14 protein-coding genes are annotated in these 15,436 nt (G+C 71.1%); 7 read left to right on the top strand and 7 right to left on the bottom strand.

What is annotated here, in order from left to right; translation table 11 throughout:
* Positions 1-5: 5 nt before the first annotated feature.
* The 7 genes from BUB97_RS16295 (at position 6) to BUB97_RS16265 (ending at position 7,592) form a co-directional block, all read left to right on the top strand.
* Positions 6-1,001 (top strand): ABC transporter permease, encoded by a 996-nt coding sequence (locus BUB97_RS16295; RefSeq protein ID WP_073136618.1) that lies wholly within the window; start codon positions 6-8, stop codon positions 999-1,001.
* Entirely contained in the window at positions 1,001-1,840 is an 840-nt protein-coding gene (locus BUB97_RS16290; RefSeq protein WP_073136616.1) for an ABC transporter permease, read from the top strand. Before BUB97_RS16295 ends, BUB97_RS16290 begins: the two co-directional genes overlap by 1 nt.
* The gene (locus tag BUB97_RS16285) at positions 1,837-2,838 is read left to right on the top strand and encodes an ABC transporter ATP-binding protein (protein WP_073136614.1); all 1,002 of its coding nucleotides are present in this window, start codon (positions 1,837-1,839) and stop codon (positions 2,836-2,838) included. The genes BUB97_RS16290 and BUB97_RS16285 overlap by 4 nt, the downstream gene beginning before the upstream one ends.
* Positions 2,835-3,785 (top strand): ABC transporter ATP-binding protein, encoded by a 951-nt coding sequence (locus BUB97_RS16280; protein WP_073136612.1) that lies wholly within the window; start codon positions 2,835-2,837, stop codon positions 3,783-3,785. Before BUB97_RS16285 ends, BUB97_RS16280 begins: the two co-directional genes overlap by 4 nt.
* A 20-nt stretch (positions 3,786-3,805) precedes the next feature.
* On the top strand, positions 3,806-6,211 hold the full coding sequence (locus BUB97_RS16275) for a xanthine dehydrogenase family protein molybdopterin-binding subunit (RefSeq protein ID WP_073136610.1): 2,406 nt from the start codon (positions 3,806-3,808) through the stop codon (positions 6,209-6,211).
* A gap of 83 nt (positions 6,212-6,294) precedes the next feature.
* Positions 6,295-6,948 (top strand): TetR/AcrR family transcriptional regulator, encoded by a 654-nt coding sequence (locus tag BUB97_RS16270; protein ID WP_217659690.1) that lies wholly within the window; start codon positions 6,295-6,297, stop codon positions 6,946-6,948.
* A 14-nt stretch (positions 6,949-6,962) separates the two neighbouring features.
* Positions 6,963-7,592, top strand: a complete 630-nt coding sequence (locus tag BUB97_RS16265; RefSeq protein WP_175562650.1) for a TetR/AcrR family transcriptional regulator — start codon at positions 6,963-6,965, stop codon at positions 7,590-7,592.
* 19 nt (positions 7,593-7,611) lie between these two features.
* Here the strand turns inward: BUB97_RS16265 and BUB97_RS16260 are convergent, their stop codons facing one another.
* The 7 genes from BUB97_RS16260 to BUB97_RS16230 form a co-directional block, all read right to left on the bottom strand.
* Positions 7,612-8,586 (bottom strand): amidohydrolase family protein, encoded by a 975-nt coding sequence (locus BUB97_RS16260; RefSeq protein ID WP_073136605.1) that lies wholly within the window; start codon positions 8,584-8,586, stop codon positions 7,612-7,614.
* Between the two features lie 8 nt (positions 8,587-8,594).
* On the bottom strand, positions 8,595-10,208 hold the full coding sequence (locus tag BUB97_RS16255; protein ID WP_073136604.1) for a phytoene desaturase family protein: 1,614 nt from the start codon (positions 10,206-10,208) through the stop codon (positions 8,595-8,597).
* A gap of 6 nt (positions 10,209-10,214) precedes the next feature.
* Positions 10,215-11,213: an ABC transporter substrate-binding protein gene (locus BUB97_RS16250; protein WP_073136602.1), complete on the bottom strand. Its 999-nt coding sequence runs from the start codon at positions 11,211-11,213 to the stop codon at positions 10,215-10,217.
* Positions 11,214-11,244: 31 nt separating this feature from the next.
* Positions 11,245-12,066 (bottom strand): ABC transporter permease, encoded by an 822-nt coding sequence (locus BUB97_RS16245; protein ID WP_073136600.1) that lies wholly within the window; start codon positions 12,064-12,066, stop codon positions 11,245-11,247.
* Entirely contained in the window at positions 12,063-12,842 is a 780-nt protein-coding gene (locus BUB97_RS16240; RefSeq protein WP_073136598.1) for an ABC transporter ATP-binding protein, read from the bottom strand. Before BUB97_RS16240 ends, BUB97_RS16245 begins: the two co-directional genes overlap by 4 nt.
* Positions 12,836-13,804: a membrane dipeptidase gene (locus BUB97_RS16235; protein WP_073136596.1), complete on the bottom strand. Its 969-nt coding sequence runs from the start codon at positions 13,802-13,804 to the stop codon at positions 12,836-12,838. Before BUB97_RS16235 ends, BUB97_RS16240 begins: the two co-directional genes overlap by 7 nt.
* Positions 13,805-13,917: 113 nt before the next feature.
* On the bottom strand, positions 13,918-15,351 hold the full coding sequence (locus BUB97_RS16230) for an aldehyde dehydrogenase family protein (RefSeq protein ID WP_073136594.1): 1,434 nt from the start codon (positions 15,349-15,351) through the stop codon (positions 13,918-13,920).
* Positions 15,352-15,436 lie beyond the last annotated feature (85 nt).

The raw sequence follows: 15,436 nt of genomic DNA, 5'->3' as shown, positions 1-15,436 counted from the left end.
GCGGCGTGGCCGGGCCGGGCGGGGGCGGCAGCCGCTGGCGTTTCCTGGGGCGCCGCGCGCTCCAGGGAATTCCGACGATCCTGCTGATCGTCACCTTCAACTTCTTCCTCCTGCGCCTCGCGCCCGGCGACCCGGCCACCGTGATGGCCGGAGAGGCGGGCGCGGCCACGCCGGAATACATGGCCCAGCTCCGCGCCCAGTTCGGCCTCGACCGTCCGCTGGCGCTCCAATATGCCAGCTATGTCTGGAACATCCTCCGCCTCGATTTTGGCTACTCCTTCCGCTACCAGGAATCGAACCTCTCGCTGATCCTCGGGCGGATGTCGGCCACGCTGCTGTTGATGGGCGCCTCCGTCCTGCTCTCCGTCGGGCTCGGCACCCTGCTCGGCCTGATCGCGGCGGTGCGGCGCAACCGGATCGAGGCGGCGCTGATCCTGCTGGCCACCGTCCTCGCCTATGCATCGCCCATCTTCTGGCTCGGGCTCATGTTCATCGTCGTCTTCGCCATCCAGCTCGGATGGGTGCCGACCAGCGGGATGACGACCGTGGGCGGGCCCGGCGGCGGGATGGCCCATGTTCTCGACGTGCTGCACCATCTCGTGCTGCCCGCCGTCACCCTCTCGCTCTTCTACATGGCGCTCTACACCCGCCTGATGCGCGCCTCGGTGCTCGAGAACCTGCGGATGAACTACGTCGTCACCGCCCGCGCCAAGGGCGTGCCGCCGCGCCGGCTCGTCTTCCGCCACGTCCTGCGCAACGCGGTGCTGCCCATCGTGACCATGGCGGGCGTGCAGATCGGCGGCGCGCTGGGCGGCTCGGTGGTGGTGGAATCCGTCTTCGGCTGGCCCGGCCTGGGCCAGCTCGCCTTTGAGGCGCTGTTCGCCCGCGACCTCAACCTGCTGCTCGGCATCCTCACCCTCAGCTCGGTCGTCGTCGTCATCGCCAATCTCCTGGTGGATCTCGTGCACTCGATCATCGATCCCCGCGTGGCCCTCGCCTGATGCGCCTTCCCCCGGCCCTGCGCCGCTTCCTGCGCCAGCCGGCGGCCGTGGCCGGCGCCGTGCTGCTCCTCCTGGTCATCGGCCTCGCGGCCTCAGCCGACCTCCTCTATCCGGAGGATCCGTTCGAAATCGTCGGACGGCCCTACCTGCCGCCCCTCACCGGGGAATTCCTGCTGGGCACGGACACGCTGGGGCGCGACCTCGCCGCCGGCATCGTGCACGGCGCGCGGGTCTCGCTGCTGATCGGCACGCTCGCCGCGCTGGTGGTCACGGCCATCGGCATCCTCGTCGGCGGCGCGGCGGGCTATGTGGGCGGCCGGGTGGACACGCTGCTGATGCGCTTCACCGAGCTGTTCCAGACCATCCCCTCCTTCCTCTTCGCGATCGTGCTGGTGGCGATCATGGAACCCTCGCTGAACGCGCTGCTGATCGCCATCGTCGTGGTCTCCTGGGCGCCGCTGGCCCGGCTGGTGCGCGCGGAGGTGGCGGGGCTGCGGAGCCGGGACTACGTGCAATCCGCCATCGCCATCGGCATGGGCGATGCCAGCGTGCTCGCCCGCCAGATCCTGCCGAACGCGCTGCCGGCGATCCTCGTCGCGGCCTCCGTGATGGTCGCCACCGCCATTCTCTTCGAATCCGGCCTCTCCTTCCTCGGGCTGGGGGATCCCAATGTCATGAGCTGGGGGCTGATGATCGGCGCCGGCCGCTCGGCTATCCGCACGGCCTGGTGGATGGCGGGCATCCCCGGCATCGCCATCCTCCTCACCGTGCTCTCCATCAACCTGGTGGGCGATGGGCTGAACGAGGCGCTGAACCCTCGCGCGGCGGGGCGGGCATGAGCGGCGTGCCGGGCGAGCCCGTGCTGCGGGTCGAGGGCCTGCGCACCGTGTTCGAAACCCCACGCGGCACCGTCACCGCGGTGGCGGACATGGACCTCTCCGTGCATGCCGGCGAAACGGTCGCGGTGGTCGGCGAATCCGGCTCGGGCAAGAGCGCCTTCGCCTATTCGATCATCCGCCTCGTCCAGTCGCCCGGCCGGGTGGCGGCGGGGCGCGTGGTGCTCGGCGGCCGCGACATCCTGCCGCTGGACGAGGACGCCATGCGCGACATTCGCGGGCGCGAGATGGCGATGGTCTTCCAGGAGCCCTCGACCAGCCTCAACCCGCTGATGCCCGTCGGCGCGCAGATCGCCGAATCCATCCTCCTGCACGAGAAGGGCGTGACCAAGGCCCAGGCCCGCACGCGCACGCTGGACCTGCTGCGCCTCGTCGGGATCCCCGCGCCGGAGCGGCGGGTGGACGAGTATCCGCACCAGCTCTCCGGCGGCATGCGCCAGCGCATCGTCATCGCCATGGCCCTGGCCTGCCGCCCCGCCCTGCTGCTGGCGGACGAACCCACCACCGCGCTGGACGTGACCGTGCAAGCCCAGGTGCTGGACCTGATCGACGGGCTGAAGGCGGAGCTGGGCATGGGCGTGGTGCTGATCACCCATGACCTCGGCCTGGTGGCGGACCACGCGCAGCGCGTCGCGGTCGTCTATGCCGGGCGGAAGGTGGAGGAAGGGCCGGTCGAGCAGGTCCTCGCCGACCCCACCCATCCCTACACCCGCGCCCTGCTCGCCTGCCGCCCCGACCCCTGGCAGGACGTGTCGGAGCCGCTGGTGGAGATCCCAGGCGTCGTGCCCCCTCCCCTGGCGCTTCCGCCCGGCTGCGCCTTCGCCCCCCGCTGCGTCCGCGCCGAGCCCGCCTGCTCGGAAATCCGCCCCACGCTGGATGCCATCGGCCCGGGCCGCCAGGTCGCCTGCCTCGTCGCCAGCCGCGAGAGGGCCGCCGCATGAGTGATGCGCAGGAACTCCTGACCGTCCGCGGGTTGCGGAAGTACCACCGGGCCGCCGCCGGCACCGTGCATGCGGTGGATGGCGTGGATTTCGGCATCGCCACCGGGGAGGTGCTGGGACTGGTGGGGGAATCCGGCTGCGGCAAGTCCACCCTCGGCCGCACGCTGAACGGGCTCGACGCGCCGGAAGCCGGTTCCATCCGCTTCCGGGGCGCGGAGCTGGTCGGGCTCGGCCGCCGTGCCCTGCGCCCGCACCGGCGCGAGATGCAGATGGTGTTCCAGGACCCCTTCGGCTCGCTCAACCCGCGCGACAGCATCGGCACCATCCTGCAGGACCCGCTGCGCGTGCACGGCCTCGGCACGCGCGCGGAGCGGCGCGAGACGGCGGCCGCGCTGCTGGAGCGCGTGGGGCTGCGCGCCGCGGATCTGGACCGGTATCCGCATGAGTTCAGCGGCGGACAGCGCCAGCGCATCAGCATCGCCCGCGCCATCGCGCTGCGCCCGCGGCTGGTCATCTGCGACGAGGCGGTCTCGGCGCTGGATGTCTCGATCCAGGCGCAGATCGTGAACCTGCTGCGCTCGCTGCAGGTGGAATTCGGCCTCTCCTACCTGTTCATCTCCCATGACCTCGCCGTGGTCGGATACCTGTCGGACCGGATTGCGGTGATGTATCTCGGGCGGATCGTGGAGATCGGCTCGAAGGCCTCGCTGCTGCGCCAGCCGCGCCATCCCTACACAAGGGCGCTCTTCTCCGCCCTGCCCGGCCGTGGCGGCAGCCGCGCGGACCGGCAGGCGCTGCGGGGCGAGCCGCCCAGCCCCCTCAACCCGCCGCAGGGCTGCCGCTTCCATCCGCGCTGCCCCATCGCGGTGGAGCGCTGCCGCGTGGAGGTGCCCGCCATGCGGGAGCTGGGCGATGCCCACGCCGCCGCCTGCCACCTGGCCGCCTGAACAGGTCACGAGCGAACACCATGCCCGAGCAGCCCCTCGCCCGGCCCGCCACCGGCATCGGCCATTCCGTCCGGCGGCGCGAGGACCAGCGCCTGCTGCGCGGCCAGGGCCGCTATGTCGCGGACATGGCCGTGCCCGGCCAGCTCCACGCCGCCTTCCTGCGCTCCCCCCACGCCCATGCGCGCATCCTCGGCCTGCATCTCGATGCGGCGCGCGGGATGCCGGGGGTGGTGGCGATCTTCACGGGCGCGGATCTCTGCGCGGATGGCGTCGGCAGCCTGCCCTCCGGCTGGGTGGTGCGGGACCGCACCGGCCGCCCCAACGCCGAGCCGCCGCACTATCCCCTGGCCGTGGACAAGGTCCGCCATGTCGGCGAGCCGCTGGCGGTGGTGATCGCCGGAACCCCCGCCCAGGCGCGGGACGCGGCCGAGGCGATCGAGGCGGATTACGAGGTGCTGGAGGCCGCGGCCGATCTCGGCACCGCGCTGCACGCCACCGCGCCGCGCGTGTGGGACCACCTGCCCGACAATCTCTGCTGCGACTGGGAGATCGGCGACGCCGCGGCGGTGGAGGCCGCCTTCGCCCGCGCCGCGCATCGCGTCCGCCTCTCGCTCGTCAACAACCGCCTGGTGCCCGCCCCGATGGAGCCCCGCGCCGCCGTCGCCGCGCATGACACGGCCATGGGCACCACCACGCTCTGGACCACCAGCCAGAACCCGCACACCGTGCGCGGCACGCTGTGCGGCAGCGTGCTGAACATCCCCGAGACCGACCTGCGCGTGATCTCCCCCGATGTCGGCGGCGGCTTCGGGACGAAGATCTTCCTCTACCCGGAGGAGACGACCCTCACCTGGGCCGCGCGCCGCCTGGGCCGCGCTATCCGCTGGGTGGGGGACCGGACGGAGTCCTTCCTGACCGACGTGCAGGGCCGCGACCACCGCACCGAATGCGAACTGGCGCTGGACGCGGAAGGCATTTTCATCGGGCTGCGCGTGGTCACGCTCGCGAATGTCGGCGCCTATCTCACCGGCGGCGCCACCGCCATCCCCACCTACTACTACGCCCCGCTGCTGGCCGGCGTGTACCGGACGCCCGCGATCTGGTGCAACGTGAAGCTCACCTTCACCAACACCGTCAGCGTGGACGCCTATCGCGGCGCCGGCCGGCCCGAGGCGAGCTACGTGCTGGAACGCCTGGTGGACGAGGCCGCGAAGGTCACGGGGATCGACCGCGTGGCACTGCGCCGCCGGAACTTCATCGGAGCGGACCAGTTCCCCTATCCCACGCCGCTCGGGCTCGAATACGATTCCGGCGATCATGAATCCACGCTCCGCCTCGCCCTCGAGGCGGCGGATCTGGAGGGCTTCCCGGCCCGGAAGGCGGCGGCGCGGCAGCGCGGGCGGCTGCGCGGCCTCGGCATCTCCACCTATGTCGAGATCGCGGGCGGCACGCCCTCCCGCGTCGTCGGCCAGCTCGGCGGGCGCGGCGCACGCTCGGAATCCGCGCAGGTGCGCGTCCATCCCAGCGGCGCGGTCACAGTGTTCAGCGGCGCGCACAGCCATGGCCAGGGCCACGAGACCACCTTCGCGCAGATCGTCGCGGACCGGCTGGGCGTGCCCTTCGAACGCGTGCGCGTGGTGCAGGGCGACACGGACCAGGTGCCCTTCGGGCGCGGCACCGCCGCCTCCCGCTCCCTCGTCGTCGGCGGCTCAGCGATCCTCAAGGCCGTGGACAAGATCGTCGCCAAGGGCCGCATCATCGCGGCGCACCGGCTGGAGGCCGCGGCGGGAGACGTGGTGTTCGAGCCCGGGCTGTTCCGGGTGGACGGCACGGACCGCACCATGAGCTTCGCCGAGGTCGCCCGCGCCGCCTACACGCCGCATGACTACCCGATCGACGAGATCGAACCCGGCCTGGACGAGACAGCCTTCTACGACCCGAAGAACTGGACCTATCCCGGCGGCTGCCACATCTGCGAGCTGGAGGTGGATCCGGACACCGGCGAGGTGACGCTGGAAAAGATCGTCGCGGTGGACGACCTGGGCGAGATCATCAACCCGATGATCGTGCACGGGCAGATCCATGGCGGGCTCGCGCAGGGCGCCGGCCAAGCCCTGCTGGAGGGCTGCGGCTTCGACGAGGCGGGGCAGATGGTGACCGCCAGCTTCCAGGACTACGCCATCCCCCGCGCGCATGACCTGCCCAGCTTCACTGTGCTGACCCACGGCACCCCCTGCGAGCACAACCCGCTGAAGGCCAAGGGCTGCGCGGAGGTCGGCTCGGTCGGCCTGCCGCCGGCGGTCGTGAACGCGCTGCTGGATGCCCTGGCCGAGCTGGGCGTGCGGGACATCTCCATGCCCGCCACCCCGCTGCGGGTGTGGCAGGCAATACAGGATGCCCGCGGGACCGCGCCCCGCCCCGCCTGACACCCCCCTTCTCGCGGCCGGCGCCCGGGCTGCGGAGTGCACCCTCGCGAGCTATAAGGCCGCCGAATTACTGAGGGGACCCCATGCCCAAGGCCCGAGCCGCGAGCCCGCCGGCCGCTCCGCGCCGACCCCGCGTGGCGGCGGCCGAGCGGGAGCGGATGATCCTGGACGCCGCGATCCCCTTCTTCGCGGAGCAGGGCTTCTCCGGGCAGACGCGGCTTCTCGCCCAGTCCATCGGCATCTCCCATTCCGTCCTCTACCGGCATTTCCCGACGAAGGAGGACCTGATCGCCGCGGTCTGCACCGAGATGTTCGAGCGCCGCTGGGACCCGGCCTGGGATGAAGTCCTCCGCGACATCACCCTGCCGCTGGAGGAGCGGCTGCTGCGCTTCTACGGGGATGCCGGGACGCTGCTCCTCTCCCCGGAATGGATGCGGATCGCGCTGCAGGTGGGGCTGGAGGGCGAGGCCGCGCTGGCCGGGCTCGCCACACTGCTGCGCGAGCGCATCATCGGCCCCTTGGCCCAGGCCCTGCGGGCGGAGCGGGCCGCCGGCGGGGCGCCGCTGTCGGAGGAGGCGGCGGTCGAGGCGGCCTGGGCGCTGCACGGGCGCGTCTTCTATCTGGGGGCCCGCCTCGCCGTATGGCGGGGCGCCACTCCTCGCCAGCCGGACGCGGCCCTGGCCGCCGCGATCGCGAGCTTCTGCGGCGGCGCGCGTCGCCTGGCCGCGGCGTGCTGAAAGGGAAGCCGCCCTTGCCGCGCGCCCGGCGCCTGCCGCCCGAGGAGCGGGAGCGCCAGATCGTCGCCGGCGCCATCGCCTATTTCGCGGAGCATGGGCTGGACGCGCAGATGCGCGACCTCGCACTCCACCTCGGCATCACCCACCCCCTCCTCTACCGGTATTTCAGCACCAAGGAGGCGCTGATCGACCGGGTGTACCAGGAGTTCTATGCCACGCGCTGGCAGGCCGAATGGGACGAGCTGCTCGGCAACAGCCCCCTTCCGCTGGCGGAGCGGCTGACACGCTTCTACGCCGCCTATCTCGATGCGCTCGAGGACGGCCCATGGCTGCGGATCTTCGCCTTCTCCGGCCTGCAGAACCAAAAGGCGAGCCAGAACTACATGGCCTCCATCCGCGTACGGGTGATCCAGCCGGTCGCGGCCAGCCTTCAGGCCCTGGTACGCGGTGAGGCCGGGCCGCCGGATGCGGTCACGATGGAGCTGGCCTGGGCGCTGCACGGGGAACTCTGCTTCGGCCCGATCTGCAACCGCCTGCTGGGGCTGCGGGCGGGGCGGCTGCGGCCGGAAGACATCCGCCGGCGCATCGCGGAATGGCTGGAAGGCCGCCTGGCCCCCACCCCGCCCACCTGCCCCAGGACGTGAATGCACCGCCCCGGCGCCGTCAGGGCACCGACAGGTCGGCCGGCTGCCGTTCCGGGTCCGCGGCCATGATTTGCCCGCGCAGGGCCGGCGCCACCCGCGCCAGCTGCGCATGCGGCTCGGTCAGCCCCATGGAGAAGGGCCAGTCGGAGCCGAACAGGACATGATCCCGCCCGAAGGTCTCGGCCACGAGATCGAGGGCAGCCTCGGAATGGGTGATGCAGTCCACCAGGAAGTGGCGGAAGGCCGTCGTCATGGGCGGCGCGCCCGTTTCCGCGCCAGGGCGCCGCACCGCCTGCCCGCGTGACAGCCGGCCCGCCACCATCGCCGCGCTTCCCCCGCCATGGGAGAGGATGAAGCGGATGCGGGGAAACCGCTCGATCACTCGCGACATGGCGAGATGCGCGGCCGCGAGCGCGGTTTCCCCCGGCCCACCCAGCAGATTGTGCAGGAAGAAGGGATCCAGCCGCGGGTCCTGCCCGGCGGTCGGGTGCAGCAGCAGGAAGGCGCTGGCCTCGTCCAGCGCCTCCCAGAGCGGCTCATAGGCGGCATCCGACAGCAAGAGGCCGGAGGCCGCATGCCCCGCCGCCATGGCGAAGCGGGCGCCCCTCGGCGCGAAGCCGCGCACGATCTCCGCCGCCAGCGCGGGGTGGCGGACCGGAAGGAGGAAGCTCGGCGCCAGCCGCCCCGCATGGGGCGCGCCGATGGCGAGAAGCGCGGGGTTCACATAGTCGCACCACTGGCGCGCCGCCACCTCGTCCAGGTTGGCGCGGTACATGGGCGGCGGCACCGAGAACCAGGCGCGGGCGATGCGGTTGGCGTCCATCCACGCCACCAGCGCCTCCGGCCGGAACACCGCCGGGGTGCCGAGCGTCACCTTGCCGTCCAGCAGCAGCCTTGGCTCCCCGGGAAACCATTCGACACCGGGCAGCCCTGCGAGGCGCTCCGGCACGATCGGCGCCAGATGCGCGTGGCAGTCGAGAGCGATGCGGTCCATGGGAGCTTTCAGACGCGTTCGTGCAGCAGGCCGGCGCGGAGATCCGCCAGCGCGGCCTGGGCGGCGTTGTGGCCGGAAAGGCCCGAGATGAAGTTGCCCGGCCAGGTGCCGTTGCCGGAAAGGTACAGGCCGCGGCTGGGCGTGCGGTATTCATGCAGCCCCGGCAGCGGGCGCATCCAGAAGCTGTTCCAGGGCGCCAGGTCGCCATGCACCATGTTGGCGCCGACCAATCCGAACTCCCGCTCGAAGTCTTCCGGGTCGAGGCAGCGCCAGTCGGTGATGATGTCGGGCAGGTTCGGCATGTACTCGGCGCAGGCCGCGATGGTGCGGCGTGCCAGCGCCTCGCGCTCGGTCTTCCAGTCGCCCGTCTTCAGGCGATACGGCGCCGTGCCGACATTCAGGCTGAGCACATGCCGGCCCGCTGGCGCGAGGCCGGGCGAGCTGAGCGAGGGGCAAAGCCCCCAGACCACCGGCTTCTCGGCGATGCGGCCGAGCAGCAGGTCCGAATGGCTCTCCTCGAGGTAATCGAGCGAGGGCGCGATGCGGAACTGCGCGGAGGCGAGCTGCGCCGGATCCGCATCCGCCGGCGCGTTCGCATAACGCGGGATGCCGTCCAGCGCGAGCACCACCTTGAAGGCCTTGCCGTCCATCGGGCGCTTGGCCATGCGCTCCCGGAACGGGGCCCAGGCCTCCTCGTCCCGCAGCAGGCTGCAGACCGCCACGCGCGGGTTGATGGCGGAGAGGACGAGCGGCGCGCGGTACTCGTCGCCATCCCGCGTGACCACGCCGCGCACCGCGCCATCCCGCAGCAGGATGCGGTCCGCGGGCGCCCCGGTCTTCATCACCACCCCGCGCGAGACGGCGGACGAGACCATGGCCTCCACGATCGCTCCCATGCCGCCGATGGGCATGCCGGTGGAGCCGCGCAGCGGCATGCGGCGGGGATCGTAGCCCTCCTCCGCCGCCAGGGAGGCGAGCGAGAGGGGACGGGCCAGCAGGTTCACCGGCGTGCCGGGGGTGGAGGGGGTGCAGCTGCCGCCCACCACCGCCATCGGCCCGATCAGCGCCTGGGTCTGCCAGCTCAGGTCGAACTGCCGCATCAGGTCCCGGATGCTGCCGAGGAAGACCCGGCCGAAAGCCTCCTGGTCCTCCAGGCTGGTCAGGTTGCGCACCAACTCCTGCAAGCCCGGCGGGGCGCGGAACATGGAGATGCCGAGCTTGCGGGCGAAGGCATCCAGATAGGCGAAGAAGGCATCGTAGCGCGCGGCCTCGCCAGGGGCGAAGGCCTCCATCTGCGCGGCGCCGCGCGCACGGTCCCGCCAGCCGACGAAGAGCGAGCCGTCCGCCAGCGGATGCACCAGCGTGGGGTCGATGGGTTGGAAGCGCAGCCCGTGCGCCTCCAGCTCCAGGTCGCGGATGATCATCGGCTCCAGCGAGCCGGGGGAGTTCGCGATGGTGGTGCGGTAGCCCGGCATGAATTCCACCGTGGCCACCGGCCCGCCCAGGCGCGGCCCGGCCTCCAGCAGCAGCACGCGCTGCCCGGCACCGGCGAGGTAGCCCGCCGCGACAAGGCCGCTATGCCCGCCACCGAGGACGATGGCGTCGTAGTCTCCCGCCCCCATGGCCGGCTATGCCCGGGGGAGCAGGTCGTTGGTGAAATAGCTCTCGACCGGGCGCTGCTGCCGGATTTCGCCCACCGCCGTCAGCGTGTCCACCAGCGCCTTCCACTCCGCCTCGGTCTGCCGCCCCCAGCCCGCATCCGTGGGCGACTGGCTCAGCGCCTGCAGGCCCCGGGTGTAGTTCACGCATTGCGCCTGGTTGCCGGCCACCTGCACCTTGCCGCGAATGAGGGTGCAGGCCGCCTCCGTGTCGTTCGCGGCATCCGCGAAGGCGCGGCGCATGGCGGTGAGCACGCGGCGGATGCCCTCGGGCTTGTCCTTCACCGCCTGCTCGTTGGCGGCGAAGCCGAAGCCGAGAAGCGGCACGCCATAGCGGGCGAGCTCCAGCACCTCCGGCTCATGCCCGGCCCCCATCACGATGGCGCGGTAGGCGTGGCTGTCGCCGCTGACCACGTCCACCTGCCCCGTCAGCAACGCCGCCGTCTTGGAGGAGGCATCGAGCGAGATGACGTTCAGCGCGCTGTCCGGAATGTTGTTGGACCGCTTGAAGACGGAAAGGCTGAGCCCGTCCGAGCCGCCCGGCGTGCTGCCGATCTTCAGCCCCTTGAGGGAATCCGGCCCCGTCAGGCTCACCCGCCCCTTGATGCCGACGAAGGAGGCGGAGGTGCGGTGCTGGTACACGGCCACGGACTTCAGCGGCACCCCCTTGGCGATGGCCGCCGCCGCGTTGGTGATGTTCAGGTGCCCCATGTCGTAGCTGCGCTGGCCGACCACGATGGCGGTGGTGTTGGAACCGCGCCCCTGCTCGATCTCGACCTCCACCCCCGCGTCGCGGAAGTAGCCCTTCTCCTGCGCAAGGAAGAAGGCCGAATGATAGGGCAGCCAGCCCCAGTCGAGCAGGATGCGGATCCTCTCCGCCCCCTGCGCGCGGACGAGCGAGGGCAGGGCCAGGCTGCCGGCCGCGCCCAGCAGCAGGCTGCGACGGCGGAACGCGGGGATCGTGGTCATCGGTCTGCTCCTGTAGGGTGGTTGGCTTGCACTATTCGGCGGCACGGCCACGCTGGCTGGCATGCCAGGGAATGGCCACGCGCTCGAGCCATTCGGCCAGGTACCAGGTGAGGATGCCGAGGATGGAGACGACCACCACCGCGGCGAAGGCCGTCGGCACCTCCAGGCTGCCGACGGACTGGATGAGCATGTGGCCGAGCCCCTTGTTTGAGGCCACGAACTCCCCGATCACCGCGCCGAGCGGCGCCAGGGTGATGGAGATCTTGATGCCGGCGATGATGCTGGGCATCGCGCTCGGCAGGCGAATGGCCCGCAGCGTCTGCCAGGTCGTGCCGCCCATGGACCGTGTGACGAGCAACAGCTCCGGATCCGCCGAGCGCAGCCCCGTCACCGTGTTCACCAGCATAGGAAAGAAGGTGAAGACGACGACGAAGATGATGCTGCTCTGCAGCCCGAACCCGATCCACACCAGCAGCAGCGGCGCGACCACCACCTTCGGAATGGCGTGGAACACCACGAGCCACACATAGATCACCCGCTCCACCGCCGGCGACGCGGCGATGAGCGCGCCGAGCACGATGGAGATGACGAGCGCGATCACGAAGCCGACGACCGCGGCCAGCGCGGTGTACTGGAGCTGGTCGAGCAGGAGCCGCCACTTCTCCACCATCACCACCATCACCTCGCTCGGCGCGGGAAGAAGGTAGGAGGGCAGCGCAAAGGCATGCACCGCCAGCTCCCAGAGAAGCAGGCCTCCGATGCCGCTCAGCACCGGAAGAAGGAAGCTGCTGCGGAGGCGGCGGGGCGCGGCCTCTGGGGTGGCGATCGCCGCGGCGGCGGAGGCCTGGCTCATGCGGTCAGAACTCCCGTGCGCTCGAAATGCATGCGGATCCGGCGGGTCAGGGCGGTGAACTCGGGCTCGTCGCGCAGGGAAAGCGGGCGCGGACGCGGCAGGTCCACCGGAATGTCGTCCAGGATCATCCCGGGGCGGCCGGACATCACCAGCACCCGGTCCGACAGGAACACCGCTTCCGGAATGCTGTGGGTGATGAGCACCGAGGTGGTCTGCCCCGCATTCTGCACCCGCTGGAGCAGAACGCCCATCTGGTCACGCGTCAGCGCATCGAGGGCGGAGAAGGGCTCATCCATCAGCAGGAAGGCGGGGTCGCAGAGCAGCGCCCGCGCGATCGCGACGCGTTGGCGCATCCCGCCGGACAGCTCCCAGGGCTGGCGCATGGCGAAGTCCCCCACCCCCAGCTCGCGCAGCAGCATCAGTGCCCGGCTGCGCGCCTGGCCGAGATCCCGGTGCTGGAGCTGGGCGGGGAGCAGCACATTGTCCAGCACGTTGCGCCAGTCCAGCAGCAGGTCCCGCTGGAAGACGACGCCGATCCCGGTCGTCCCCTCCTTCGCCACCTGCCCGCCGAGCAGCACGCGGCCGGAGGAGGGCCTGTCGAGCCCGCCCATAATGCGGAGCAGCGTGCTCTTGCCGCAGCCGCTGGGGCCGACGATGGCCGTGGTCTTGCCCGGCTCCAGAGTGACGGAGATCGGGCCGAGCGCATGCAGCTCCGCCCCGCGCACGCCATAGGTGCGGGTGACATCCTCGATCCGGATGTCCTGCGTGTTCAGCATCCGAAAACCTCCCCATAGAGGCGCAGCCAGTTGCCATGCGCGATCTTGGCCACCTCCTCCGCGGAGAAGCCGACCGAGGCGAGGCCGCCCTCGATCTTGCCGATGTCGCGCACCTCGATCAGCCAGTCCGGCGGCGGCGCCTTGCCGGGGCGCGAGGGCGGGGAGGCGCCGAGATCGACGCCGCGCGTCCAGCGCCCCATCCGCATCCAGTCGTAATCGGGCTTGGTGAAGTGGTGGCTGCGATCCGTGCCGATCGCGACATGGTCGATCCCGGCGATGTCCACCGTGCGCGCCACCATCTCGCACCACTTCTCGACGGAACCGCAATACGCGTCCCCCGTGATGTTGCGGTAGGTGGCGCAGCCGATCACGCCGCCCCGTTCGGCCAGGGCGCGGATCACCTCGTCCGACTTGTTACGCCGGTGGTCGAACAGGCGCTTGGGATTGGCATGGGTGATGGCCACTGGCTTCTCGGAATGCCGGATGGCATCGAGCGAGGTGCGGTCCCCGACATGGGAGAGGTCGATCAGCACGCCGGCCCGGTTCAGCTCCCGCACCACCTCGCGGCCGAAGCGCGCAAGGCCGGAATCCTCCTCCTCGTAGCAAGAGCCGCCAAGTGCGTTCTGGTTGTTGTAGGTGAGCTGGACCACGCGCACGCCGAGCTCGGCGAACATCTCCACCAGCCGGATGCGGCCGCCGAACAGGTCCGAGTTCTGGAAGCCCATGATAAGCGCGGTGCGGCCGCTTTCCACGATGCGGCGGATATCCGCCGCGCCCCGGGCCTCATCAACGAGATCGGCATTCTCGCGCACCAGATCCCGCCAGCGGCCGAGGCTGTCGAGGGATTCCAGCGGATCCTCCCAGAAGCCGCAGGTCACGGTGACACAGCCGATATCGGCCTGCCGCAGCTGTTGGAAGATGTCGCGGCCGAAATGGCCGCATTGCAGACCGTCGATCAACATGCGCGCACCGTCCCAGGAAGGAGCGTGGAGGCGCCGCCATCGGGCACCTCGGGAAATCGTTTTCTCGCCGGGCCGCAGCTTGAAGGGCCGCGTCCGGCACTGTCAAGCCTTCTTCACGCGCCAGAGGCGTCGCCGATGACCGCCTTGGTCTCCAGGAACTCGGAAAGCCCGTGCTCCCCCCATTCGCGGCCATTGCCCGAGGCCTTGTAGCCGCCGAAGGGCGCGCCGCGGTCCAGCGGCGGATAGTTGATCTGCACCACACCCGCCCGGATGCGCGCCGCGACGCGCGCCGCCCGCGCCGGATCGCCGGACTGCACGAAGGCCGCGAGCCCATAAGGCGTGTCATTGGCCAGCCGCACCGCCTCCTCCTCGTCCGAGTAGGTGAGGATGCAGAGAACGGGGCCGAAGATCTCCTCCCGCGCGATCCGCATCTCGGGCGAGACGCGGCCGAACACGGTGGGGCGGGCATAGTATCCGCGGTCCAGCCCTTCCGGCCTGCCGGGGCCGCCCGTGATCAGCTCCGCGCCTTCCTCGATCCCCGCCTCGATCAGCCGCTGCACCTTGTCGAATTGCGCCCGGCTGACCAGCGGGCCGAGATCGGTCGCGGGATCGGAAGGCGCGCCGGTCCGCAGGGATTCAGCCGCCTCCCGCGCGGCGGCCGCGGCGACCTCGTAATCCGCCTCATGCACCAGCATGCGCGTCGGCGCGCTGCAGGACTGGCCACTGTTGCCGAAGCAGCGCAGCACGCCGAGGCGCACCGCCTTCGCGATCTCCGCATCCGGCAGGATTACGTTCGGCGACTTCCCGCCGAGCTCCTGCGCGACGCGCTTCACCGTGCGGGCCGCCTGGGCCGCCACGTCGATACCGGCGAGGGTGGATCCGGTGAAGGACATCATGTCCACCTCCGGATGCGAGGAAAGCGCCCGCCCCACGGTCGGGCCATCCCCGTTCACCAGGTTGAACACGCCGGGCGGCGTGCCCGCCTCCTCCAGGATCTCGGCGAAGATCAGCGCGTTGAGCGGCGCGATCTCGCTCGGCTTCAGCACCATGGTGCAGCCCGCCGCCAGCGCGGGCGCCACCTTGCAGACAATCTGGTTCACCGGCCAGTTCCAGGGCGTGATCAGCCCGCACACGCCGATCGCCTCGCGCCGGATCACGGTCGTGCCGCGGCGCGTCTCGAAGGCGAAGCTCTCCAGTGTCCGGACCATCTCGGCCAGGTGGTTGGGGCCGCTCGCCACCTGGGCGGAAAGCGCGCTCTTCGCCGGCGCCCCCATCTCGCGCGACAGCACCGCCGCCATCTGGTCCCGCCGGCGATCGAAGGCCGCGAGGATCCGGCGGAGCAGCTCCAGTCGCTCAGCGACGCTGGTGTCGGCGAAGCCGGGGAAGGCCGCCCTGGCCGCCTTCACGGCCCGGTCCACGTCCTCGGCATTCCCCATCGCGATGCTGGCGAAGGGCCGCTCCGTGGAGGGGTCCACCAGATCCGCCGTGGCGCTGGAAGCCGGCTTCACCCACTGTCCGCCGATGAAGAACTCGTGCTCGTGCGACATGGGGCGGTCCTCTTCCTAAGGCTCGGGAAAACGTTTACTTCCCTGGCATAGGACGGTGCGATGCAGATCGTGTCAACCAGCCACG

Source organism: Muricoccus roseus (genome assembly GCF_900141905.1).
GTDB lineage: Bacteria > Pseudomonadota > Alphaproteobacteria > Acetobacterales > Acetobacteraceae > Roseomonas > Roseomonas rosea.
The sequence above is the reverse complement of the archived record's forward strand: the minus strand, read 5'-3'. Positions and strand labels throughout refer to the sequence as shown.